The 24,722-nt window shown below is 37.8% G+C and carries 27 protein-coding genes; 16 read left to right on the forward strand and 11 right to left on the reverse strand.

The window, feature by feature from the left end:
• Nucleotides 1-41 precede the first annotated feature (41 nt).
• A complete protein-coding gene (prpE, locus tag LCY76_RS09145) occupies nucleotides 42-779 on the reverse strand; it encodes a bis(5'-nucleosyl)-tetraphosphatase PrpE (RefSeq protein ID WP_248252384.1) in 738 nt (245 codons plus the stop codon).
• A gap of 73 nt (nucleotides 780-852) precedes the next feature.
• Nucleotides 853-2,010, reverse strand: coding sequence for an FtsW/RodA/SpoVE family cell cycle protein (locus LCY76_RS09150; protein ID WP_248252385.1), 1,158 nt, complete (start codon nucleotides 2,008-2,010; stop codon nucleotides 853-855).
• Between the two features lie 207 nt (nucleotides 2,011-2,217).
• Between LCY76_RS09150 and LCY76_RS09155 the strand changes: the two genes are divergently transcribed.
• The 3 genes from LCY76_RS09155 to fabI all read left to right on the forward strand — a co-directional run bounded on the left by LCY76_RS09155 (nucleotide 2,218) and on the right by fabI (nucleotide 5,219).
• Complete coding sequence (locus tag LCY76_RS09155) at nucleotides 2,218-4,059, forward strand: monovalent cation:proton antiporter family protein (RefSeq protein ID WP_248252386.1); 1,842 nt, start codon at nucleotides 2,218-2,220, stop codon at nucleotides 4,057-4,059.
• Between the two features lie 100 nt (nucleotides 4,060-4,159).
• Nucleotides 4,160-4,306, forward strand: coding sequence for a hypothetical protein (locus LCY76_RS09160; RefSeq protein WP_091006588.1), 147 nt, complete (start codon nucleotides 4,160-4,162; stop codon nucleotides 4,304-4,306).
• A 136-nt stretch (nucleotides 4,307-4,442) separates the two neighbouring features.
• Nucleotides 4,443-5,219: an enoyl-ACP reductase FabI gene (gene fabI / locus LCY76_RS09165; RefSeq protein WP_248252387.1), complete on the forward strand. Its 777-nt coding sequence runs from the start codon at nucleotides 4,443-4,445 to the stop codon at nucleotides 5,217-5,219.
• Between the two features lie 133 nt (nucleotides 5,220-5,352).
• On the opposite strand, the gene LCY76_RS09170 is transcribed toward fabI, so the two are convergent.
• Nucleotides 5,353-5,520: a hypothetical protein gene (locus LCY76_RS09170; protein ID WP_419714937.1), complete on the reverse strand. Its 168-nt coding sequence runs from the start codon at nucleotides 5,518-5,520 to the stop codon at nucleotides 5,353-5,355.
• 132 nt (nucleotides 5,521-5,652) lie between these two features.
• Between LCY76_RS09170 and LCY76_RS09175 the strand changes: the two genes are divergently transcribed.
• From LCY76_RS09175 to LCY76_RS09205, 7 genes are all read left to right on the forward strand, one after another.
• Nucleotides 5,653-6,642, forward strand: a complete 990-nt coding sequence (locus LCY76_RS09175; RefSeq protein WP_248252388.1) for a glycosyltransferase family 2 protein — start codon at nucleotides 5,653-5,655, stop codon at nucleotides 6,640-6,642.
• A 53-nt stretch (nucleotides 6,643-6,695) separates the two neighbouring features.
• A complete protein-coding gene (galE, locus tag LCY76_RS09180; RefSeq protein WP_248252389.1) occupies nucleotides 6,696-7,742 on the forward strand; it encodes a UDP-glucose 4-epimerase GalE in 1,047 nt (348 codons plus the stop codon).
• Nucleotides 7,736-8,722: a glycosyltransferase gene (locus tag LCY76_RS09185; RefSeq protein WP_248252390.1), complete on the forward strand. Its 987-nt coding sequence runs from the start codon at nucleotides 7,736-7,738 to the stop codon at nucleotides 8,720-8,722. Before galE (LCY76_RS09180) ends, LCY76_RS09185 begins: the two co-directional genes overlap by 7 nt.
• 122 nt (nucleotides 8,723-8,844) lie before the next feature.
• Nucleotides 8,845-9,528 carry a PIG-L deacetylase family protein gene (locus tag LCY76_RS09190; RefSeq protein ID WP_062231435.1) on the forward strand — a complete coding sequence of 228 codons (684 nt, stop codon included), beginning with the start codon at nucleotides 8,845-8,847 and terminating at the stop codon, nucleotides 9,526-9,528.
• Nucleotides 9,529-9,567: 39 nt separating this feature from the next.
• Nucleotides 9,568-10,188, forward strand: a complete 621-nt coding sequence (locus LCY76_RS09195; RefSeq protein ID WP_062231437.1) for a methyltransferase domain-containing protein — start codon at nucleotides 9,568-9,570, stop codon at nucleotides 10,186-10,188.
• A 143-nt stretch (nucleotides 10,189-10,331) separates the two neighbouring features.
• Nucleotides 10,332-11,123, forward strand: coding sequence for a glycosyltransferase family 2 protein (locus LCY76_RS09200; RefSeq protein WP_248252391.1), 792 nt, complete (start codon nucleotides 10,332-10,334; stop codon nucleotides 11,121-11,123).
• A 15-nt stretch (nucleotides 11,124-11,138) separates the two neighbouring features.
• Nucleotides 11,139-11,936, forward strand: a complete 798-nt coding sequence (locus LCY76_RS09205) for a glycosyltransferase family 2 protein (RefSeq protein ID WP_248254639.1) — start codon at nucleotides 11,139-11,141, stop codon at nucleotides 11,934-11,936.
• A 132-nt stretch (nucleotides 11,937-12,068) separates the two neighbouring features.
• On the opposite strand, the gene LCY76_RS09210 is transcribed toward LCY76_RS09205, so the two are convergent.
• From LCY76_RS09210 to LCY76_RS09230, 5 genes are all read right to left on the reverse strand, one after another.
• A complete protein-coding gene (locus LCY76_RS09210) occupies nucleotides 12,069-13,025 on the reverse strand; it encodes a UDP-glucuronic acid decarboxylase family protein (protein WP_248252392.1) in 957 nt (318 codons plus the stop codon).
• A gap of 23 nt (nucleotides 13,026-13,048) precedes the next feature.
• Entirely contained in the window at nucleotides 13,049-14,338 is a 1,290-nt protein-coding gene (locus LCY76_RS09215; RefSeq protein WP_248252393.1) for a UDP-glucose dehydrogenase family protein, read from the reverse strand.
• A 106-nt stretch (nucleotides 14,339-14,444) separates the two neighbouring features.
• A complete protein-coding gene (locus LCY76_RS09220; protein ID WP_248252394.1) occupies nucleotides 14,445-15,344 on the reverse strand; it encodes a hypothetical protein in 900 nt (299 codons plus the stop codon).
• 98 nt (nucleotides 15,345-15,442) lie between these two features.
• On the reverse strand, nucleotides 15,443-16,462 hold the full coding sequence (locus LCY76_RS09225) for a hypothetical protein (protein WP_248252395.1): 1,020 nt from the start codon (nucleotides 16,460-16,462) through the stop codon (nucleotides 15,443-15,445).
• A gap of 13 nt (nucleotides 16,463-16,475) precedes the next feature.
• On the reverse strand, nucleotides 16,476-17,501 hold the full coding sequence (locus tag LCY76_RS09230; RefSeq protein WP_248252396.1) for a sugar phosphate nucleotidyltransferase: 1,026 nt from the start codon (nucleotides 17,499-17,501) through the stop codon (nucleotides 16,476-16,478).
• Between the two features lie 203 nt (nucleotides 17,502-17,704).
• Here LCY76_RS09230 and LCY76_RS09235 point away from each other — a divergent pair, with 203 nt between their 5' ends.
• From LCY76_RS09235 to LCY76_RS09260, 6 genes are all read left to right on the forward strand, one after another.
• Entirely contained in the window at nucleotides 17,705-18,361 is a 657-nt protein-coding gene (locus LCY76_RS09235; protein WP_248252397.1) for a class I SAM-dependent DNA methyltransferase, read from the forward strand.
• A gap of 37 nt (nucleotides 18,362-18,398) precedes the next feature.
• Nucleotides 18,399-19,199, forward strand: coding sequence for a glycosyltransferase family 2 protein (locus tag LCY76_RS09240; protein ID WP_248252398.1), 801 nt, complete (start codon nucleotides 18,399-18,401; stop codon nucleotides 19,197-19,199).
• A 96-nt stretch (nucleotides 19,200-19,295) separates the two neighbouring features.
• Complete coding sequence (glf, locus tag LCY76_RS09245; protein ID WP_248252399.1) at nucleotides 19,296-20,438, forward strand: UDP-galactopyranose mutase; 1,143 nt, start codon at nucleotides 19,296-19,298, stop codon at nucleotides 20,436-20,438.
• A 10-nt stretch (nucleotides 20,439-20,448) separates the two neighbouring features.
• Nucleotides 20,449-21,438, forward strand: coding sequence for a UDP-glucose 4-epimerase GalE (galE, locus tag LCY76_RS09250; RefSeq protein WP_248252400.1), 990 nt, complete (start codon nucleotides 20,449-20,451; stop codon nucleotides 21,436-21,438).
• A 55-nt stretch (nucleotides 21,439-21,493) separates the two neighbouring features.
• Nucleotides 21,494-22,165, forward strand: coding sequence for a glycosyltransferase family 2 protein (locus LCY76_RS09255; RefSeq protein ID WP_248252401.1), 672 nt, complete (start codon nucleotides 21,494-21,496; stop codon nucleotides 22,163-22,165).
• 30 nt (nucleotides 22,166-22,195) lie between these two features.
• Nucleotides 22,196-22,918: a glycosyltransferase gene (locus tag LCY76_RS09260; protein WP_248252402.1), complete on the forward strand. Its 723-nt coding sequence runs from the start codon at nucleotides 22,196-22,198 to the stop codon at nucleotides 22,916-22,918.
• Between the two features lie 124 nt (nucleotides 22,919-23,042).
• Here LCY76_RS09260 and LCY76_RS09265 read toward each other — a convergent pair whose 3' ends face one another.
• The 3 genes from LCY76_RS09265 to LCY76_RS09275 form a co-directional block, all read right to left on the reverse strand.
• On the reverse strand, nucleotides 23,043-23,459 hold the full coding sequence (locus LCY76_RS09265; protein ID WP_248252403.1) for a hypothetical protein: 417 nt from the start codon (nucleotides 23,457-23,459) through the stop codon (nucleotides 23,043-23,045).
• Between the two features lie 157 nt (nucleotides 23,460-23,616).
• Nucleotides 23,617-23,781, reverse strand: coding sequence for a hypothetical protein (locus LCY76_RS09270; protein ID WP_248252404.1), 165 nt, complete (start codon nucleotides 23,779-23,781; stop codon nucleotides 23,617-23,619).
• A 34-nt stretch (nucleotides 23,782-23,815) separates the two neighbouring features.
• Entirely contained in the window at nucleotides 23,816-24,682 is an 867-nt protein-coding gene (locus LCY76_RS09275) for a hypothetical protein (RefSeq protein ID WP_248252405.1), read from the reverse strand.
• Between the last annotated feature and the right edge of the window lie 40 nt (nucleotides 24,683-24,722).

A 24,722-nucleotide genomic window follows, 5' to 3' on the forward strand; every position in this document is an offset into this window, starting at 1 on the left:
AAAAAAGCCCTTTTGGGGGCTTTTTTTTGTTGGTCCAGTTCTTACAAGAAACTCCGAAACTTTTCTTCAACAAATGGCATAGTCGAAGGTACAGAAACGGTCTGTTTCTCAGGATGGCGCAGGGCGGTCAGGCGGTTACCAAACACGCAGCCGGTATCAATGTTAATGGTGCCATTCACTTCCCGCGGTTCTAAGACAGGAGTATGGCCATAGATGATGCAGGCATTCCCGCTATAATGACTTGCCCAATCCCTTCTAACGGGTGTTCCGTCCGGATTGGTTTTACCTGTAATATCACCGTACAATACAAAGGTCTCAACTTTCTTCCCGGTCTTCCCGATATAATCCTCTCGAATTCCGGCATGGGCAATCACAAGCTGGCCATGGTCAAGTACAAGATAAAGCGGAGAGCTTTCATACAGCTCCATGAAATGATTTTTCACCTGATTAAACTCGCTGGGCGGAAGTTCATTTAGCTCAGCTACGGTTGTTTCCAGTCCATGAGTAATTTTAACATTACGGCCCAGGAAATAGCGGTAAAGCTTATTGCAGTGGTTTCCCGGAACATACAAGGCTTGATCAGCCTTGAACAGCTGATAGACATGTTCCATCACTTTGATAGAGCAGGGGCCACGGTCCGTAAGATCACCAACGAAAACCAGTTTCCGATCCTCATCATGTACAGGCATTTCATTTTTCCATATGTATCCTAGCTTCATGGTTAGTTCATAATATTCATCCCAGCAGCCGTGAATGTCTCCGATTACATCGTATTTCATGTTCGTCACCTCAATTATCCTTTACTTACTATAACCTCAAGAGAAAAGAAAAACACCTGCAAAAACAGGTGTTTTACTCAAACATATATTTTCTTGTCCTTGATCGAACATTGAGCACGAGGCCAAAAGCGATCATCTGGGCCAGAACCGAACTTCCTCCGTAACTGATGAAGGGGAGTGGAATTCCTGTGATCGGCATAACCTGAATATTCATTCCGATATTTTGGAAAACCTGGAACGTGACCATCCCAATTACACCTGCACACAGGTAGCTTCCAAATGCTTCATTGCTTTCTAACGCTGTATTGATCATTCGGTAGATCATAAGGAAGAATAAAGAGATCAATACGCTTGTACCGATAAAGCCCCATTCTTCACCAACGATCGAAAAGATGAAATCCGTCTGTGCCTCTGGAAGGTAAACAGACCCATGGGTAAAGCCCTTTCCGAACAGCTGTCCTGAACCGATGGCCATTAAGGCGTTCCGGATATGGTAACCTTCATCTTTGTGTCCATAGGGATCAAGCCAGGCGTAAAAGCGTTCCAGCTGATATTCATCAAGGATATGATCCAGGAAAAATTGCGGGAAGGTAAAATAGATCCAAACCAGCAAGGTGATAAAAAGAACGCCTATTAAAATGATCACGGCAATAATCCGCCACCTGATTCCGGATACGAGCATCAGACTCAGTGTAAGGGCGATAAACACCAAACTTGTACCGAGGTCAGGCTGCATCAGGATGAGGAGCATTGGAGGCATGACGATCAGCGCAATTTTACCGATAAGCAGCAAATCTTCATGCAAGGTCCGCACAATATATTTTTCATTATGGGTTGCAATGGTATTGCTGATCGAAATAATCAAGGCGACCTTCATCAGCTCTGATGGCTGAAGAGCGAAGGGACCGAAGCGGAACCAAGCTCTTGCCCCATTAATATTCGGTACTAGAGATTCAGGAGCAATTACAATCCCGATCAAGAGCAGGATGCCGAAACCGTACAAATACCATGATAGTTTTCTAAACTGGTCAAAATCCAGAATCATTACACCGGCAACAGCGAAAGCGCCGACTGCGTACCACATAAGCTGCTTGATAACAAAGTTAGAATCATATTGTGCAATTTCCTGGGCACTGTATATGGCCATACAGCTTATGCATATCATTAGAAACAGTAAAAATATTAAATTATAATCAATCTGCTGCAGCGGGGACTGCCTGTTATTTTCCATTGCATTCATACTCCTTATCTCGGATAACATGTTCTATCTTACCGAAAAATGAGAAGTTTGCATACTGAAAAGGGGGACATTAATTTGACAATTACATTACTTCTTTTTTATAGTGGACAAAATCAAGTGGTGCATACTGATTTATAAGGAGTTTTTATGTCATACATCTTGGGTAAATAAGTACTTATTGTAAAAAAGGAGGTAGCTATGGGAGGCCATGCTTCAATTTCTTCACTCGTCATCGTCATCTTAACAGCATTCTTTATACCAATTCTGCTCAACAAGTTTAAGATCAGGTTTTTACCGGTAGTGGTCGCGGAGATCATCGCCGGAATCATCATTGGAAAAAGCGGATTTGATATTGTTCATGCGGGAACATGGCTGGATATCCTTTCCGTGCTCGGTTTCATCTTTTTAATGTTCTTAAGCGGGCTCGAGATTGATTTCTCGGTGTTTGCTCCAAGTTCAGAGAAGAAAAAGCTGGCGAACGGTAAGACAGAACCGAACCGGCTGGCTGTCTCCACCATTATTTTTACCTTGATTTTCGTCATCTCTTTTGCTTTATCCATGGTCTTTTTATGGACCGGGTTTACTGATAATGCGTTCTTTATGACGCTGATCATCTCGACAATATCATTGGGAGTAGTTGTACCGACTTTAAAGGAAGAGGAGTTGTCCAAGACTGGAATCGGCCAGATTATTCTTTTGATCGCGGTCATCGCCGATCTCGTCACGATGATCCTGCTCGCTGTATTCGTTTCTCTTCAATCGGGAGACAGCGGACAGATGTGGCTTCTGCTTATTCTATTCGGTGCTGGCATTGTACTGTATTTTATCGGAAAGTACATGCGCCATCATACGTTTCTTGAAACACTTTCTAAAGGGACAGTACAAATTGATACACGAGCCGTATTCACGCTAATCATCGTTCTAGTCGGTGTTTCTGAATCCGTAGGTGCTGAAAACATCCTGGGAGCCTTTTTGGCTGGGGTATTAGTCTCACTTCTTTCTCCGAATCAGCATATGGTCCATAAACTGGATTCCTTTGGCTACGGATTTCTTATTCCGATCTTTTTTGTTATGGTCGGTGTGGAGCTGGACCTGGTTTCTGTATTAAAGGACCCGAAAGTGCTCATCTTGATTCCGTTGCTGCTTTTAGGGCTCTTGATTTCTAAATTTGTTCCTATATTAGTGCTGAGAAAATGGTATGACTGGAAGACTGTACTGGCATCAGGATTTTTATTGACGTCTACCTTATCACTCGTAATTGCTGCGGCAAAGATTGGTGAAAGGATTAAAGTGATCGATTCTAGAACATCATCAGCCTTGATCTTGACGGCGGTCATCAGCTGTATTATCACACCGGTGTTCTTTAAGAAGCTCTTGCCGAGAAAAAAAATCGAAAACACCAAAGAAAGATTGGCCATCATCGGTGCCAATCAATTTACACTGCCGGTTTCCAAAGAACTCGACAGCGGGCGCTATGAAAAGAAGGTCTATCACACGAGACAAGAAGAAAAAGATCCGAAGCAGCTGGAATCCTTTGAGATTATCGAACTGGAGGACTATTCAGCAGATACACTAAAAAACAGTGGTGCCTTTGATTCGGATATTCTGATCGTAGCTACGGGTGAAGACGGTGTGAACGAATCGATCGCCCATGAAGCCAGAAATTATGGCATCAAACGGGTCATCACCCGAATTGAGGATCCTGTGAAAAGGGAAGAGCTGGGCAATAAAAATATTGAAGTGTACTCTGCCTTCTTCAGCTCTCAGATACTGCTTAAGATGATGATTGAGAATCCATCGGTCGCGAGCTTTCTATCCCATAAAGACAATTCTCTATATGAGATATCAGTGAAAAATATGGATTATCATAAAACCGCACTCCGAAACTTCCCGCATTTTGGTGATGCGATCATCGTCAGGATTTTCCGAGGCAAGGATTCTATCGTTCCTCATGGCGATACCGAAATTTTGTTCGGTGATAAGCTGATTGTGACAGGCAGCAGGGAACATATTAAAGAGTTAAAGTTTGTATTAAGGTAAAAGAAGACGCACGAAATCAAGCTGTTTTTTTCAGCAGCCTGCTTTCGGCGTCTTTTTGTATGAAATTACGTCCATACTAACGATAAAAGGAGTGATGAAAATGAGTTTGCCAATCGTTAGATGTCCTCAATGCCACAAAGAAGCAGAGATTGATGCCGTACTGACGGCTCAGTCCAATCAAAATGTAATCTTTAACTGTCCCGGCTGCGGTTATGAAGCCCGAAATATTGAAACGAGCAAAGGATAAAAAAGATAAGAGGGTTCTAGTATTTCCTTTCTTATAAAATCTGTTATACTAATATTAGGACTAGGTACTAATAACAATTGCTAATATGGTCCGAATGAAATTTATCCTGCCATATTTAATAAGGAGGAATTACAAAATGAATCTATCACTTGAAAACCGTACATATGTCATTATGGGAGTTGCCAACAAACGAAGTATTGCGTGGGGGATTGCCCAGTCGCTGTCTAAAGCAGGAGCAAGGCTTATTTTTACATACGCTGGCGAGCGCCTCGAGAAAAACGTAAGGGATCTTGCTGAAACGCTTGAGCGCAAGGATTCGCTGGTTCTCCCTTGTGATATTACGAACGATGATGAAATTAAATCTACTTTTGAGCAGATTAAAGCTGAAGTCGGGGTAATTCATGGGCTTGCCCACTGCATCGCTTTTGCGAATACAGATGAACTAAAAGGTGAATACCTCAATACGACGAGAGACGGGTTCTTACTCGCTCATAACATCTCTTCTTATTCGCTTACTGCGGTTGCTAAAGAAGCACGCGGCATAATGACAGAAGGCGGAAGCATCGTAACATTAACTTACCTTGGAGGAGAGCGTGTCCTTCAGAACTACAACGTAATGGGTGTTGCCAAGGCTTCACTGGATGCCAGTGTGAAATACCTTGCGAGTGACCTTGGAAAAGAAAACATTCGTGTAAACGCGATTTCGGCCGGTCCAATCCGTACGCTCGCTGCGAAAGGAATCGGCGACTTCAACAGCATCTTAAAGCAAATTGAAGAAAAAGCTCCTCTCCGCCGTACAACGACTCCAGAAGAAGTGGGCGATACAGCTCTATTCCTGATGAGTGATCTTTCAAGAGGCATCACAGGGGAAACGATTCATGTGGACAGCGGGTACAGCATTTTAGGAAACTAATCCTTGTCATATCTTAATTTTTTCTGAATGAGAGCATAAAAAGCGATAAAACTGCCAGCCAGTATACCCAGTATATTGGCTGGTATTTTTTTTACGGGGATTGCTGCAAACTGAGCATGAACCAACAGCCCTATCATAATAGGCAATACAATGGATAGTTCATAGTTTTAGAATCCAATGAGATTAGAAAACCGATCGTAGCCGATAATGAAATGGCAAATTCACTGTAATTTACAGAACCGATTGCTTTTCTTGGTTTCAATCCTTTGAGAGCAGGACCGGAGTAGTGATCGGCCCCCACCCTCCACCGCCTATGGCGTCCAATAGGCAACGGTGAATAAATAACCGAGGACAAGCCGATAGCATAAAGTGATTGTAGGAAAATGTATCTGGAAAGAGGGATGGTTTCATTGAAGAGAATGAGTAGTGTTTTATGCTAGTATCTGTTGTAATGCCTGTTTATAATGGTGAAGCTTTTTTAATGGAATCTGTTGATAGTGTCCTAAATCAAACCTATAAACATTTCGAATTAATCGTTGTAAACGATGGATCCACAGACCGTACGAAAGATATTCTGAGTTCATTGAATGATGATCGAATAAAGAGTATTCATCTGAAAAAAAACGGTGGAGCTGCAAATGCATTAAATATTGGCATCAAGGAAGCCAAAGGGGATTGGATAGCAATTCAGGATGCTGATGACATCAGTTTACCGAACAAGTTAGAGGAACAGATTCGTTATATCTGTGAACATCCGGATGCAACCGCTGTAGGTTCCCTTATAGAATGTATTTCAGGCCATGCTGAAGTTCCTATGAGAAATCTGCAAATAGAAGCCACTAGAAATCACCTTTCTTCCAAAGAGCATATTAACGCTTATCGTTTTTATTTAAACCCTTTTTGCCACGGATCAGTTTTATTTTCTAAATCAATTTTTAATCAAATAGGGGGCTATGACCCTCAATATAAAATATGTTATGACTATGATTTATGGTTAAGGATGCTTGAGTTAACCCCCATTCATAAAATACCTATTGTGTTGTACCAGTATCGAGTTCATTCTGGGTCGATCAGCCGGAAAAACCAGCAAACGATAAATGAAGATTGGCTAGTAGCTTCTAAACATTTAAAAAAACAATTACAGGAGCGTTTTAAAAAAGCGCCGAGTTTTATCGTATTTGGCAAAGAAGAGGCCTGCGAAGATTTTAAACAAGTCAGTTTAATGAACAGAATAGACGTATCAGGATATTTTTATAAGGATTTTGACAATGATGATATGCTGCAGCTTTATTATGAGAGGAACATCGATGGGATTATTTTTTTGGAAGATATTAGCCTGATAAGCCTGTTTTATAAACTGCAGGAAAAAGGATTAGAGCTGAATAAAAACCTGTATAAAATTTGGGCAGGATATTATAAATAACACTTGCTGTAAGGATAAGAAAGTAACAATAGTTTTGAATGGGAGGCAGCAGCATGGCCATTTTAGTTACGGGAGGCGCAGGTTATATTGGCACCCATACGTGTGTGGAGCTTTTAAATAAAGGCTATGACATTGTTGTGTTAGATAAATTGTCCAAAAGTAAAAGAGAATCAGTCAACCGAGTAATGGAGATTTCAGGCAGAAGTTTTAAATTTGAGAATGTTGATCTTGTAGAGAAAAAGGAACTGGAAAGAGTTTTTACCGAGAATAAGATTGAAGCTGTCGTCCACTTTGCCGGATTAAAATCAGTTGGAGAGTCAGTGAAAAAGCCTCTTGATTATTATCGAAATAATGTCATGGGTACGATTTTGCTTTGTGAGGCAATGCAGCAATTTGGTGTGAAAAATGTGGTGATTAGTTCTTCTGCCGCAGTTTATGGTACAACAAAGCAAATGCCAATAGCAGAAGATGCACCGCTTGGTCCGGATAACCCTTATGGCCGGACGAAGCTGATGATCGAAGAAATACTTCGAGATCTCTATGTTTCAGATAGCGAATGGAGCATTGCTCTCCTGCGATATTTCAATCCGGTTGGAGCGCATGAAAGTGGACGAATTGGGGAGGATCTGAACGGAATTCCTAGTAACTTAGCTCCCTATATCACACAGGTCGCTGTCGGGAGATTGAAGGAAGTTAATGTCTTTGGCAATGATTATCAAACAAAAGATGGTACAGGAGTCAGGGATTATATCCATATCACTGATCTGGCAAAGGGACACTTAAAGGCGTTAGATAAAGTGTTGGCCGGCAATGGTGTAGAGGCTTATAACCTTGGGACTGGAAAAGGGTATAGTGTGATGGAAATGATTGCAGCATTTGAAAATGCAACTGGACAAAAGATACCTTACAAAGTGGTGGACCGCCGGCCTGGAGATGTTTCAGTCAGTTATGCAGACCCGGCAAAAGCCAAGAGGATGCTAGGATGGGAAGCCCAAAAGGGGATTGATGAAATGTGTGCTGATGCCTGGAATTGGCAGAAGAACAATTTATATGCTTCATTGATAAAAAATGACTCAGTTATAGGAGAGTATGAATGTTAGTTTCAGTTGTAATGGCTGTTTACAATGCTGAAGACTATGTTGAAGAGGCTATTAAAAGTATCTTAAATCAGACATATGATCAAATAGAGCTAATTATTGTTAATGATGCATCTATTGATCGGTCATATGAAATTCTTGAGTCAATAAAAGATCAAAAGGTAAAGGTTATCCATTTAGATAAAAATCAGGGAGCTGCTCATTGCTTAAATATCGGAATTAAGCAAGCTAGCGGAAGTTGGATTGCGATTCAGGATGCCGATGATCTAAGTCTTCCAAATCGCATTGAAGAACAGGTAAAGTATGTTACAAACCATGCCGGGATAGCAGCAGTTGGCTCGTTTATTCATTGTATACATGGAAAAGAAATAATCTCAAATGAATTATTATTAATGGAAGAGGAAGGATATAATGCCTCCAGTGAACATTTAAAAGAACACCGTTTTTTTTCCTGTTTTATGTGTCATGGTTCCGTTATGTTTTCTAAATCTGTTTTTGATAAATTGGGCGGTTATAATCCGGCATATAGAATCGCCTATGATTATGACCTTTGGATGCGTATGCTTGAAATATTGCCGATTCATAAACTGCCTAAAGTATTATATGAATACCGAATACACCCGGATTCACTTAGTCGATTAAAAAGGCAGGACACAGTTAATGAAGTTTGGCTGATTTCCAGTAAAAATATTCAAAAAAAATTAGTGGACGGTTTAAACCATAACCCTAATTTTGTTATTATCGGCGACCGAAAGACATGTAAAGAATTTAAAAACATTGCGTGTACAGAAAATTCTCTCTCAGTCTATGATTTTTACTATAAAAACAATAGAAGTTTAAGTTCTAAAATTTATAAACTTTATTGCACCGGTAAGGTGGATGCTGTAATTTTTCTTAACAGTTATAAATTATTAGGAATTTATGAGCAGTTAAAACAAAAAGGATTGATTTTTAACGATAATTTGTTCAGGATCATGGTGTAAGATATCTTCTTACTATAATGCAATCATAGTAATGTATAACTCCGTGGTTTTTTGCCTATACATCCCCTTAATTGCTGAATAGATTAAACTAATACAATGTATTTAAGTTTCGGGGGTGTACGATGCTTAACACTGGGAATGAACGGATATTAATCATAGCACCACACTCCGATGATGAAGTATTGGGTTGTGGAGGATTGATTGAGAGAGCATGCAGGTTAGGAAATCATGTGAAAGTTGTCATTGCAGCATTAGGAGAAACAACATTCATCCATTCCGGAATGAAAGTGACAGCCGATATTAGAAAAAAGGAACTGTCCGATGCCTTATCGTTTTTGGGTTGTGAAGATTATGAAGTCTTGTTTGAAGATAAAGAAGGGATATTGGACACCATTCCGCAAAAACAATTAGTCTCAAAAATTGATGATATCTTGATGAGTTTTAAACCCTCAATGGTGTTCATACCATATCCGAGTTTTCATCAGGATCATAAGGCGCTTTTTCATGCCTGCATGGCCAGCTTAAGGCCACAGCCTCATCTAAATTATAAGTTGATTGCTATGTATGAGTACCCTTTAATCGTCTGGCAATATCCTCGAATTAACAATGCCGGTGAGCTTTTCTTGGATCTTGGTGAAAAAATAGATATGAAAGTAGAAGCAATGAAAATGCATGTTTCCCAAATCCGTGAGTCTCAACATCTTATTTCACCAGAAAGTATAAAGAAATGGGCAGAAAAAAGAGGGATGGAGAACGGGTCCCAATATGCTGAGAAATATTATATTTTACGTGCAAAGCTTTTTTAGCATTCTGCCAGGAATAAAAGAGTTATTAAGGAGGAATTTTTGCTGAATAACTTTTCAATAAGACCCAAAAGCAGAAATTTTGGATTCGATCGGGGAAAACCTATTGATAGATTTTACATTGAGAAATTTTTAGAGAATAACCGCGCAGAGATAAAAGGACATGTTCTGGAAGTAGGAGATAATTATTATACGAGGACCTATGGAACTAACGTTTTGAAAAGCGATGTGCTGAACCTCATTCCTTCACCTGAAGCGACCATTGTAGGTGACTTGGCAACAGGAGAAAATATTCCTCATGAGGTTTTTGACTGTATTATACTGACCCAGGTCATTCATGTCATATACGATATTAAAATGGCATTAAACAATACAATAAAAGCGTTAAAACCAGGAGGGACATTGCTGATAACGACGACTGGTTTAAGCCCAAGCTGCCGAACAGATTTTCATGGAGACTATTGGAGATTTACGGATACTTCATTGAGGATGCTGTTGAATGAGCTCGTTGATGAAGAAAAGATAGAGATAGATGTATTTGGCAATGTTGCTGTAGCGAAAGCATTTCTTGACTGTTTGGCCGTTCATGAAATCCCTGAAGCCATTTTAGGCATTAAGGATGAACATTACCAGGTGATTCTAACTGCAATAGTTAAAAAATAATGTTTAAAAGAGCAAATGATGAATTGCTCTTTTTTTTATTTGATACAAACATCAGTACAATCAGGATTGGATTAAGTGCATATAAATTAATAAGGAATATTTTTTTTACAGGATATTATAAATTTTAAGAGGTGTTTAAGTAGTTGGATAAAGAAGTGACCATTTTAATACCTTCATTTAATTCAGGAATATATTTAAGAGAAGCTTTAGAGAGTGTGTTTAATCAAACATATCCCTATTGGAAAATTATTTTAGTGGATGATGCATCAACTGATGATAGCTTGTCCCATGCTGCTGATCTGTTGGAAGATCAAAGAATTACACTTATCAAGAATAAAAAAAACGTCGGCCAATCAATGTCACAAAACATTGGGCTTGAAAGAATAAATACAGAATTCTTTATGCAATTAGACGCTGATGATTGGCTTCCAGAAAACACACTGGATGTATTAATGGATACAGCAAGAAATTTACCTGAAGAAGTAGCATTGATTGTTGGCAATGTTATTGAAGTGACAGAAATCAGAAAAAGAAAAAGGTACAGATATGTTTCTAATGAATGGGACAATATTCTGCAGGAAAAATATGAACTGTTGCTTTCAAACTATATTCCTTGGCCAAAGTTTTACCGAACATCTTTGATAAAAAAGATGGGCGGATGGGCAGTTAATGACCCGTTTAACGGCAGGCATGCAGAAGATCTTCGTATGTTTTTACGATTAATAGAAGAATACCGTTTTTACTATATACCACAAACCATTTTATACTATCGAATACATGCAAGGAATTCCACACATCAAAAAGACGTTTACAGAGAGGCTGTAGAGTGGATCGTACGCGATGCTCTTCACCGGTGGGGAAATGAATATGAACCAGTATTTAAGGAAATTAGAGGCGGTTGGAGAGTAGTTAAAAAGTTAAACCGGATTGAATAGGAAGGGTTGGTGAAAATGGACGAAAAAGTAACGGTTCTAATCCCCTCGTATAACCCTGGCAAGTATTTAAGAAATGCAATAGAGAGTGTAATTAACCAGACGCATCAAGGCTGGAAAATGGTCATCGTAGACGATGCTTCGACTGATGATAGTTTATCAACGATACAGGACTATCTATCCGATCCCCGTATAGTCCTTATAAAAAACAAGCGAAATTTAGGACAGTCCAAAACCCAAAACGCTGGTTTAGAGCAAATAGATACTCTTTTTACAATAATGCTGGATAGTGATGACTGGTTTTTTCCAGACACACTTGAAATTCTAATGAATGAGGCGGAAAGGTTGCCCGATGAGGTAGCATTGATCTGCGGCAAAAAAACAATCTTAATAGAAAATGATCATGGTGAAGTGGTATATAAGATGCTGGATATAAAGGGTCGTTCATATGAAGATCCTTATGAATTTTTGTTGGGGAATTTTGTTCCATATCCCCGTTTTTACCGGACATCCGCGCTTAAAAACGTAGGAGGCTGGCCAACAGATGACCCATATGAGGGGCGTTATCTGGAAGACCGTCGCATGGATGTCCTTTTGATTAAAGATTATAAAATTCGATGGATCGATAAAATGCTTTATAATTATAGGAAACATATCAACAACGTAACCGTTAATAAGAAGGCTATTTTAAATGAGATGATTAAATGGAATATTCATTATGCGTTAAATAAATGGGGGAATGAGTTTGAGCCACAATTCTCAATAAATAAAAACGGCTGGGTTGAATTGAGTTCACTTACTCCAGTAAAAACATAGCATAGACCCCATTTTCCAATCCGTATAAAAAGACTGTCTCAAGAAGTTCGTTTAAAACGATCTGAATGAGGCAGCCTTCTTTTTTATTTGGTTGATTTCCGGAGTTGTCAGCTCTTCCACGTCTTGATTCATTTAGTTACTAAAAGAGGATTTATAAACATTTATTGTTCTTCGTAATCCTTCTTCCAGGCTTACCTTAGGTTCCCAATCAAGAATTTTTTTTGCTTTGTCAATGTTTGGCCGTCTTTGTTTAGGGTCATCTTTTGGCAGAGGGAGAAATACAATATCACTAGAGGAATTTGTGAGTTCTTTTATTAATTTAGCTAGATTTAAAACGGTAATCTCATTTGGATTACCTATATTTATAATTTCTCCGTTTGCGGCATCATTCTTCATCATTAACATAATTGCACGGATGGTGTCGTCTACATAGCAAAATGACCTTGACTGTGAGCCATCTCCATAAACAGTAATTTCCTCTCCCTTTATGGCCTGATTTACAAAATTAGAAATTACACGTCCATCGTCATTTCGCAAACCAGCAGAATACGTGTTAAATATCCGGGCAACCTTGATATTCACCCCGAAGAGGCTGTGGTATAAATAACAAAACACTTCCCCAAGCCGTTTGCCTTCATCATAGCAGGCTCTGGGCCCCCAGGTATTAACATTGCCCCTGTAATCTTCCGTCTGAGGATGGATTTCTGGGTCGCCATAAACTTCACTTGTACTTAAATATACCATTTTGGCATTATGAGTTTTAGTGAGTTCTAACATGTTTTTCGTTCCAATGGTATTGATTTCAATGGTTTCAAAAGGATATTGTTGATAGTATTTGGGGGATGCAGGAGAAGCGAGGTGATAAATTTGGTCTATGTCTGTTATTTCCTTTAATGGAAAGAGGTTATCAGAGCAAACATCAAGTTTTATAAAGGTGAAGTTTGGATGAGCATTTAACTTAACAATATTTTGCATCCTGCCGGTAGAAAGATTATCAATTCCTATAATGCAGCAGCCTTCGGATAAAAGAGTTTCTGCCAGCTGATATCCCAAGAAACCGGCCACTCCGGTAATAATTATTTTTTTCAACGCACCTATCACCTCTCAAGTGATTAATTGTAACCTATTCCTTCATAAATATAGCCAATAGATCTCATCTCTGCTGTATTGAGCATATTTCTCCCATCAAAAATAATAGGGGAATTCATTTTATTTTTTATACCTGCCCAATTTATATTTTTATATTGAGGCCAGTCAGTACAGATTAATATTGCATCTGCATTTGTGATTGCTTCTTCTGCAGAATCTTTTTGACAAACAGTATCCACTAGATTGCCAGGGAGTTTAGCAACGGGATCGTGTACTTCTACAATTGCTCCTTCATTTATTAAGTTTTGTATGATCTTCAAGGATGGCGACTGTCTTATATCATCTGTTTGAGCCTTAAAGGAAAGACCCAATACAGCAATTTTTTTTGCTGCCAAGCTGATTAATCTTGTTTTTACTTTTTTAAAGAGGTAGCCCGGCTGGTTCTCATTAATAGCATGAACTTTCTCGAGAATTGAAAGATCTATATTATTTTTCTTTGCAGTATCGATCAAGGCCAGCACATCTTTTGGAAAACAAGATCCCCCATAGCCAATACCAGCTTCTAAAAATAATTGGCCGATTCTTAAATCCAATCCAACCCCTTTAGCCACATCTTGGACATTAATATGCAATTTGTCACAAAGGATGGCTATTTCGTTAATGAATGAAATTTTAGTTGCTAAAAATGAATTAGCAGTATATTTAATTAATTCTGCAGCACTTGGTGTAGTAACAAAAAATGGTGACTTTATTCCCTTATAAAGTTCTTGAAGGAGTGCGGTTGCTTTATCATTTTCACTTCCAAGTATTATTCGGTCTGGATAAAGGGCATCGTGTAAAGCATTGCCTTCTCTTAGAAACTCTGGATTTGATAATACATCAAAAGAGACAGGATCTTTCTTGGTATTTTCGATCCACAGCTTAACTTGTTTAGAGGTTCCCGCGGGCACAGTGCTTTTGATGACGATTATTTTGTATTCATTCAGGTTTGAAGCGATAAATTCAGAAGCTTCCCGTAAAAAGTGCAAATTGGCACTTCCATCTTGATTTTGCGGAGTACCGACACAGATGAAAATAAGGTTATTATCTTTTATAGCTCTTTGATGATCATTTTCAAATGTGATTTTTCCAGAAGCTAAGTGCTTAGTAAGTAGCGTATCTAAACCGGGTTCGTAAAAAAAAAGTTTTCCTTTCTGTAAATCATTAATTTTCTTTTGATCAACATCTATCACTGTTACCGAATGTCCCAATTCAGCAAATAGTAAACCAGTAGTTGTTCCTACATAACCTGCCCCAATGATTAAAACATTCAATGAAACACCCCCGTTAAATTTCAGCTATTCTAAAATATGAATGTAACCAATAAAAGGAAACGGCTATAGCTAAAATTAAACACTGTCCCGGGCTTGAAATCTGTAATTAGTCTTTATATTTTTTAAAGACATGCCGGTTTTCACTAAAGGGGTTAGTAATCTCAGAATGTGCTAAATCATTATTTTTAAAAATATTACGTATTTTATCGCTTACTAATCTGCCGTTATCAAAGTAATCATAGCTCCATGGAATGTTTGATAAATCCTGATGGCCATGATCTTCTAACAATCTCTGATATTCATTGAGTATGTTAATGCCGTGAGTTGTTGTTTCATTGTTTATTAAATACAAGGTGTCAGAAATATAAGGCAGTCCGGAAAAATGAAAAAATCGTAAAGGTTGGTCATTTACCTTATAGTTATCGCTTGTTTTTGTAATATTTCTTTCAAATAGATTCCAATACGCAACATTGTATCCCGGGTGTTTTAAATTCATGACTTTATCAAAAAAAACAGGGGCAAGATCCATCCACTTTTGTTCATTGAATAACCCTCTTGGAGGATCGGTATAACAGTATTGATTGAGCCGATCACACCACCAATCCAAAAAAAACTGACATTCTGTAGATCGCTTGAGCGCGATAAAACCAGTATTGAAATTTCCGGAGTTCAAGAGTGCGAATTCCCCAAATAAATGGGCTGGATTTTTTACTGGATTTAAAATATGTGGAGTTAAAGCAATAGAATGTAAGCGAAGGGTATCCTCGACCTCTATGAAAGGTCCAAAAACCAGGGTATCACTATCCAGGTAAATGACATGTTCTTCTTTTGGATACTTTTGAAAAATATATCGAAACAGCTGTCCTTTACAGAACCCTGCTGTTTCATATTGACTATATTTAAATATGGTATGTTCAAAATTAAGATATCCCATATCTTTCGCTAAAACGATTTCATCAAACAGGTCTAATTTCCTTATAGAAACAGGAAGATTTTTTTCGATCAAACAGAGGACCATCTTTGATTCCGGAATATGCTTTTTAATGGATTGTGCTAATGTCTTGGCCATAGCAAGGTGGTTCATGCAAACAGAAGTACAGAAAATCAATGTTTTCTCACCTGCGTTTTTCGTATTTTTAACCGTTTAATGGCTTTATTGGTTAGTGCATAGGGGTTTGTAGTATGTGCCTCTAATTCAGAATTATATTTAAATACTGATCGTGATTTATCAACTATCCGTTCACCATGATCAAAAAAATTATAGCTCCATTCAAAATGGGTAGGATAGAGGTTTTCATTCTCCTCCATTAGAGCAATGTATTGATGTACAACTTTATATATAGACGGATTGTCTGGAAGGTTATCCCGGAGAAAATGTAATGTTGAAAAATGAAAAAATCGAAAAGGTTCACCATTAGCATAATATACGCCATCTTTCATGCTGATGTTGCGCTGGTTTATATTCCAGAACGCCACATTATAACCGTCATGTTTCAGTACATAAATCTTATCAAACAACATTAAGGCTGCTGTTAGCCATCTCTGGTCGGTAAACAGTCCTTGTTCCGCATCATTAAAAGCATAGCGTTCAAGTCTTGCTGTCCACCAATCCAGCATTGCTTCTGCTTCCATTGAACGTTTAACTCCAATGTACCCGCCGTTAATGATCCCGACTCTCAGAATCAAAATTTCTGCATTTTCCCCCCAAATGGTGTATGTGTTTTTTGGCGGTTCATTATAATGGGGAGTCAATACAATGGAATGCGTTTTAAAGGCAGCAAATACTTCATCAAAACGGGAAAACACTTGAGTATCTGAATCAATATAACTGAAAAATTCCACATCTTTATACTTGCTGTAGACATATTTCATAAGTTGTCCTTTACAAGCACATGCCGCTTCGTATTGATTATATTTAAATATAGTGGTTTCAAAGTTTGTAAAGCCCATGTCCTTAGCCAATACCACTTCATGAAAATCTTGATCGTCCAATAAATGGGCAGGCAAGCTTTTTTCTAGTAAACAAATAACCAATTTACTTTCCGGCATATGCTCTTTTAGTGAATTGGCCAATACCTTTGCCTTTGCCAAATGATTTAAACAGACGGATGTACAAAAAATCATATTTCACATCACCTTACTTGGAAATTATTTTAGTGTCATCAAAAAAAATGCATTCAATGGAAGTGTTTTCTATGTGCAGTTTATCGATTTTTGTCCCTTTTCCGAAAATACTATGAGTTATTAAAGAAGAGACATCACTTACATAAACATTTTCCAGAATTATACTGTCTTGAATCCTGCAGTTATCTATAACGGCACCCTGTGAAACTGATACATACGGACCTATTGTCGAATTTGTTAGCACACAGTTTTTATCAATATGAACGGGCGGAATCAACTTGCAGTTTTTGATGATGGTTGAAGGGTCTGTAGTCTCCTCTGATCGATTCAGGGAATCTAAAACCCAACGGTTGGCTTCTAACCATCGTTCTATTGTGCCTACATCGGAATATTCCTTTTTTGTAATTTGGTAAGAGATATTATATTGATGATTAATTAGCCATTGAATGGCGTCAGTAATTTCGTATTCTCCTCTTGAGGAGGGTTGTATATGGTTAATGGCAGTGAGCACATTGGAGTCAAACGCATAAGCTCCAATTATTGCAAGATTGGATGCTGAATTTTTTGGTTTTTCTTCCACATTAATGATCTGGTTGTTTTCTACATGGGCGATTCCAAATTCACTAGGATTAGAGACCTTCGTAATCATAACAGCACCGTTGATTGAACTAGACAGGATAGCTTCTTTAAGGGATAAAAGCGATTCATTGATCAGGTTATCTCCTAATAAAAGAATAAATGGTTCGGTCTTCAAAAAATCCGATGCTTGCCTTACTGCATCTCCAATACCCTTTGCTTTCGGCTGATAAATTAGTGTAATTGAAGTATTGTCGGCTCGTCGATTATCTATATACTCACAAATATCTTTTTGTAAAGGGTTTAATACAATACCAATTTCGTTTATGCCTATTTTTTTCAGGCTTTCAATACAATATTCTAGTAAGGGCTTATTAGCAACTGGTATTAAAGTTTTAGCCCTTGCAAGTGAAAATGGCCGAAGTCTAGTACCTTTTCCGGCTACTAATATTAATCCTTTCAATAAAAAAACACCACCAGACTGACTAAATAGTATTGTATCTATCATCAAAATATATGTTAAATTATGCATTTATACTGAGAAACGTTACATAAATAGGTGATTTCATATGGATATAAAAATCTATTATATGCCCAACCAATTTGTAGCTTTTGGAATAATTTAAAAGAAAAAGAGGAATTTTTATTCGAGGTGAGAGCAAATAAATGTATTCAAAAGAGTTCTTTAAAAGTAAAAGAGAAGATTCATTATCATCCGCAAACGGGGTTGTTCCCATCGTAATGGAATTAATCCAGCCAAAATCAGTTTTAGATGTTGGATGTGGGACGGGAACGTGGTTAACGGTTTTTAAGAAGAAATATAGAATAAGAGATATTCTTGGCGTTGATGGTGACTATGTGGACAGGAGGCAGCTGGATATACCAAGGAGAAAGTTCTTCCCGTATAACTTGGAGAATCTTCTTGATTTGGGAAGAACATTTGATTTGGTTGTGTCGCTTGAAGTGGCGGAACATCTCCCTGAGCTTTGTGCTGAAACCTTTGTGCAATCCCTTGTGAATCATGGCTCAGTTGTATTATTTTCAGCAGCTATACCTGATCAGGGCGGTGATCACCATGTTAACGAACAGTGGCCAGATTATTGGATTGAAAAATTTAAAAAACATGATTTCCTGGTTATTGACTGTATACGAGATAAGGTGTGGAGCAGTGATACAGTTGGATGGTGGTATGCTCAAAATATGTTTTTGTTCGTAAAAAGGGAATATTTATTTAACCACCCGGTTTTATTGTCTTTTTATAAAGATATAAACCCAGTATCTTTTAATAAAGTACACCCCAATAACCAGCTTTCAACTTTATGAAAATTAGAAAAGAATAATGAAGAACATGGAGAGGTTTATGGAAAATTATGATGTTACCGTTTTGATACCTTCCTATAATCCTGGAATATTTTTAAAGGATGCATTGGAAAGTGTGTTCCGGCAAACTTATGATAAATGGAAAATAGTTTTGGTAGACGATGCCTCCACAGATCAAAGTCTTGCTTTGGTCGAAGACTACTTAAATGATCCGAGGGTTACTTTAATTCGTTTGAAAGAAAATGCAGGTCAGTCAAAAGCACAAAATGAGGGCCTTGCCGTTATTGATACGCCTTTCATAATGAAGCTTGATTCAGATGATTGGCTTTTTTTTGACACAATTGAAAAACTAAGAAATGAAGCAGAAAAGGTTTCAGATCACGTTGCACTTATTTGGGGCAATAAAACAGATATTTATGAGGATCGGGAAGGGAATAAACTATTGGAAGTACCGCGCATCGGGGGACGTTCCTATAGTGATAGGTATGAATTCTTATTATCTAACGATGTACCCTTTCCCCGTTTTTACAGAACGTCCGCTCTAAAACAAGTGGGTGGATGGCCAACCGATGATCCATGGGAAGGACGTCATCTTGAAGATAAACGAATGGATGCATTGCTTATTGAACATTTTGAAATTCACTGGATAGATGAGATGCTTTATAATTACAGGCAGCATGCAAATAATGCTACCAAAAAAATAGATCTATATAATGAAGTTTTTGAATGGCACATCTTTAATACTTTAAAAAATTGGGGTGACTTGTATACCCCTGTTTTTAGAACATATTGTGGCTGGAAACAGCTGGCACAGCTTATTCCAAAGCAAAATCCTGTATAAAAAACAGGATTTTTTCTTTTATTTCCTTGGAAAATACATAGCAATCTCCTTTATTGCATACATAAATCATATAATCCCAATTCTGGGGAGGAAAAGATGAAATTCGATTATTTAATTGTAGGAGCGGGTTTCTCAGGTTGTGTAATGGCTGAAAGAATTTCCAGTATATTGGGGAAAAGGGTTCTAATTGTCGAACAAAGGAATCATATTGCAGGTAATGCCTATGATTATTTTGATGAAAATGGAGTTCTCGTTCATAAATTTGGTCCACATATTTTTCACACGAATTCGAAGAAAGTGTGGGATTATCTTTCAGCCTATACGGAATGGATTCCTTATTATCACAGAGTACTTGGTATGCTTGATGGAGAAATGGTCCCAATCCCATTTAACCTCAACTCACTAAATATACTATTTCCTTCCACCAAAGCCAAAGCAATAGAAAACGCCCTGTTGGAACAATTTAAGTTAGGGGATAAGATAACGATCCTACAGCTTCAAAATAACAAAAATAAACAGCTGCAAAATCTCGCAGATTATATTTACGAAAAGGTATTTCATGGTTATACGGTAAAACAATGGGGGTTAAGACCCGAAGAGCTGGATGCGTCTGTAACAGGACGGGTACCTATTCTCATCTCCAGAGACAATCGGTACTTTCAAGATAAATATCAAGCGATGCCAAAGCATGGATATACTGAAATGTTTAGAAGAATGCTGAAAAGCCCAAACATCAAATTATTGTTGAATACTGACTACAAAGAAATCTTAGCAGATGTTCAGTTTAACAAATTAATTTTTACAGGCCCTATCGATATGTATTTTGAATATAAATTTGGCCAATTGCCATACAGAAGCTTACGGTTCGAATTTGAATTCCACAATAAGGAGGAATTTCAAGAAGCAGGCCAGATCAATTATCCAAATGAGTATGAATTTACGCGTATTACGGAATTTAAAAAATTAACACACCAAAAGAACATCCTGGGAACAACGATTGCGAGAGAATATCCGGAAGTCTACAAAAAAGGTATTAATGACCCGTATTATCCCGTTCCCAAAAAAGAATACAGGGAGCAATATATATTATATGAAAATGAAGCGCAAACCATTAAAGACAAAGTGATATTTGCCGGAAGATTGGCAGAATACAAGTATTATAATATGGACCAAATCGTAGCCAGGGCTCTGCACTTGTTCGAAAAAGAAATTAATACAGAAAAGGATAATAAAGAATAGGAGGAGTGCCATGATTCTTGTGACAGGAGGAGCAGGATATATTGGGAGTCACGTAGTCAAAGCTTTAATTATGAAAAATTATCAGGTTGTTGTTATTGATAATTTGTCAACAGGCAATCAGGAAGCACTTGATCCTAAAGCAATATTTGTAAAAGGGGATGTAAGAAACCCTAAAGATTTAGGAGAAATCTTTTCAAATTACCCTATTCGTGCAGTTATGCATTTTGCAGCAAATGCATACGTAGGAGAGTCGGTTGAAAAACCTGCAGTATATTATAGCAACAACGTCAATGGAATGATAACCCTATTGAAGATGATGGTGCAATATAATGTTAAGAAAATTGTTTTCTCCTCATCATGTGCAGTTTACGGGAAACCGCCTTGCAAGATGATAAATGAAAGTACTCCTGCAATTCCCATTAATCCATATGGTTGGACCAAATTAATTGGGGAGCAACTATTAAGAGACTTTTCAACAGCATATTCGCTAAAATATATTGCTCTGCGGTATTTTAATGTAGCAGGCGCCATTGACTCAGGAGAATTGGGAGAGGACCACACACCTGAGACCCATTTAATTCCCAATATCATAAAACATTTACTCGGCGAGACGAAAAAAATTTTTGTATATGGTAATGATTATGAAACAAGAGACGGTACATGCATAAGAGATTATATCCATGTTACAGACTTAAGTAATGCCCACATTCTTGCACTTGAAGCACTGCTGGATAGTAAGGCTGCCAACAGAGTTTATAACGTAGGAAATGAAAAAGGAATAAGTGTGAATGAAATAATAAAAATGTGCGAAACGATAATCGGCAGAAAAGCCACTGTGGAATATGCAAAAAGGCGTGATGGAGATCCTCCTGCTCTCATAGCCAGTGCAGATTTGTTAAAAGAAGAGTTTAACTGGAAGGCACAGTTTGACCTGAAAGATATGATCGAATCAGCATGTCAATGGTTTTTAAATAATCCAAAAGGTTATAAAAAACCGTAAAAAGAAAGGGGATTATATGGTATCTGTCATTACCTGTACAATTAGGGATTCTTGCATGGATAATATATTTGATAATTACAAGAATCAAAATTACGATCATAAAGAACTGATTATTGTGCTTAATCAAGACAGTATGTGTTTGAAAAAATGGCGTGAAAAAGCAAAAAATTATGATAATGTTTCTGTTTTTCAACTCCCAGAACTTACCTCCTTAGGTAATTGTATCAATTTTGCAGTGGGGCAGGCTAAATATGATATAATTGCAAATTTTGAAGATGACGATTATTATGCACCAGCATATCTACAGCATTCTATTTCTGTATTGAATTCTATGAAAGCGGATGTTATCGGAAAGACATCGGTATATATATATTTGAAAAACAAGCAAGTATTAGCTGTTTTCAATCCAGGCAATGAAAATCAATATGTCAATCATCAAAGCAGTTTTGCAAAGCAATATTTACAAGGAGGAACATTAGTATTTTATAAAGCAATTCTGGACCTAGTAAGGTTTCCCGATCAGGTTAAAGAAGTAGACCGGATTTTTTGCAGGGACTGTGTGAAGGCGGGCTTAAGGGTTTACTCAACAACAAAAGAAAATTTCACCTATGTAAGGAAGGATGATCAGGAACAGCATACGTGGAAGGTGCCTGTGGATGTTATTTTAAGCATAAGCCAATTTATTACGAAGACAGATGATTTCAAACCGTTTGTATCAAAGTTTTGATGTTACTTATGAGGAACAGGGGAGGCTTGTATGGTTTCCGTCATCACTTGCACGATAAGGGATAATTGTATGGAAGAGGTTTTCCTTAATTTTGATCGGCAGCAAGATGTAGAAAAAGAATTAATTATCATTTTAAATAAAGATAATTTGGATGCTGAAAAATGGAAAGAAAGAGCAGCTGATTCTTCTAACATTTCTATCTATCAATTACCATCCGATACTACGCTGGGAGAATGTTTAAACTTTGGTGTAGAAAAAGCAAAGTTCAGCCATATCGCTAAATTTGATGATGATGATTACTATTCGCCATATTACTTGTTGGATTCACTTCAATCTATAAGAAATTCTCAAGCATCCGTAGTTGGAAAAACCTCCATTTTTATGTACTTTAAAGATCAAAGCCTGCTTACCGAATTTAATCCGAATAAGTTTGGGGGGGCAGCTGCGAAAAATGAGGAGACATACAATAATCATTTATTAATGGGAGGGACGCTGGTTTTTAAAAAAGAAGTTTTTAATACCGTAAAATTCAGTTCCACCAATATTGCTGAGGATTCAGCTTTTTGTAAATCATGTATTGAGAATGGAATTCCTCTGTACTCAGCAACTAAAGATAACTATGTTTATTTAAGAAGCTATGAACCAGAAAGCCATACATGGAGGATTAAAAATAACACGATTTTGAAATTCTGCAGCGTGATCGCTAAAACCGATGACTTCCGGCCATATATTACTAAAAAACCTATTCTCTAATGGTTAGAAAATCAGGCAGGCTGCCAGACTGTTTTTGGATTTTTCATTATCTAAAGAGATTGTCGAACAACAATAAAAAAAATCAGGCTTTTTAGGCCTGATTTTTGCGTAATAACCTAACCTATTACGTGAATAGTTGGATCGCAGTAATTTGACGGCAGTCAATGATGATAGGATATCCGTCTAAGATGAAAGTCGCACAGCAAGTTTTATGATCGAAACAAGCGAATGTTAACTCGTCATTAAAGAAGTCCTCTCCGCCTTTTAGTACGATTTGTACTAATGAACCAGGTGTTAGCTTTCTGATCTGATCACACGCACAACCTTTACATTGGTTATGAGAAGAAGATGAAGATGAAGAGCTTTCTTCTTTTCTTTTCCGTCTGCGTACAAAGCTGGAGCTTGAGCTAGAACTAGAGCTTGAGCTTGAGCTAGAACTAGAGCTTTCGTGTTTTTTTCTTTTCTTGTGTACAAAGCTGGAGCTGGAACTAGAACTTTCTTCGTTGCAGCCGCACCCTTGTTTTTTAAATAATGAACCCATTACTTTTCCTCCTTATTTGTCTTTCGTACTCCTGATTAATCAGGGGTAATATAGTATATTGAGTTTTTTAAAATTTGCATGGATAAGTACCTACTTGTACAAAAAATAGGTTTTTCTACTAGAAAAATAGAAAAAAAGAAGGGTGAGATCCTTCTTTTTAGTGGCCATCATTGTTTTTTTTAGGCTTCCACGTTACTTTTCCGCACGTTTTGCAGCCCTTCTTTTTTTTCACAGGTTCAAACAATGACGGTTTGCTTGCCGATTTTTTTGATTTTTCCTGCTGGCGATTACGATATAGCTTTCGCATTTGAGATTTGTCCATTCCACCCACACCTTTTCAGTAAGTTGCTTCTATACTATTCTTTACTTCTCCGAGTGGTATAGGTATTTGGCTGAAAGGGATTAATGGCTGTTGAAGTTTTGCTATTTTTTTGTTTAAACGGATTGATAGTAGATTCAGGGGTTTGTACGCTTTTAAAAGGGCTTATGGCTGGCCCGTTATGGAGATTTTTATTTCGTGTTACTGTTGCGGGTCTGCTTCGGACAGGTATAAGCTGCTGAGGAGCGATGAAGGTGTCAGGCACCTTAAATTCAGGTTCGATTTTTGGCTTTTGCATTTTTTTTGTTTCTTTTTCGCATTGCAGATCAGCGAGCATGGGATTTATCGATCTTAAGATGTGGTTTATCCCTGTCTGGTATTCTCCAATAGAGAGGGAAGCGAGTGATGAAAATGTCTTGGAGAGTCCAATCTGCAGGATGAGGTAGCTGATCCATTCAGGAATACATTCTTTTTCTCGCCATCTGAAGGAAAAAGAATAGTGATTTGCTTTCCTTTTGCATAGGATGCTCTTATGAATCATGTTTTGAACAGCATTTTCGGTATTCTCGGCTGGAGTAATATAGAGGAGTTTGGAATTTTCCGTTTGAATGATGATGGGTACAGGCTGATCAGCAACAAATGAAACCGATATTGAGGCTGTTGTACTCATTCCCGAGGCTTTTTCTTCTATAATAACATCAGTATGCTTAAGAATTTCTTTAACTCTTTCCAGGTCCCTTTGCTCAAGACCTGAAATCACAAAACACTGGCCATACATAGCCGGTTCAATTTCATGATAGTTTTCATTCCAATCCAACCCCCAATAATTTAATAATGGTTTTATATGCTGAAAAAAATTGATGTCCATCTGTCCGATCTGTCTGCCCGAAAATGTAAGAATCATGATGTCTTTCCTCCTAGCTGCCCGAAAAATAGGCATTCAT

This window comes from Fictibacillus marinisediminis (genome assembly GCF_023149135.1).
Classification (GTDB): domain Bacteria; phylum Bacillota; class Bacilli; order Bacillales; family Fictibacillaceae; genus Fictibacillus_C; species Fictibacillus_C marinisediminis.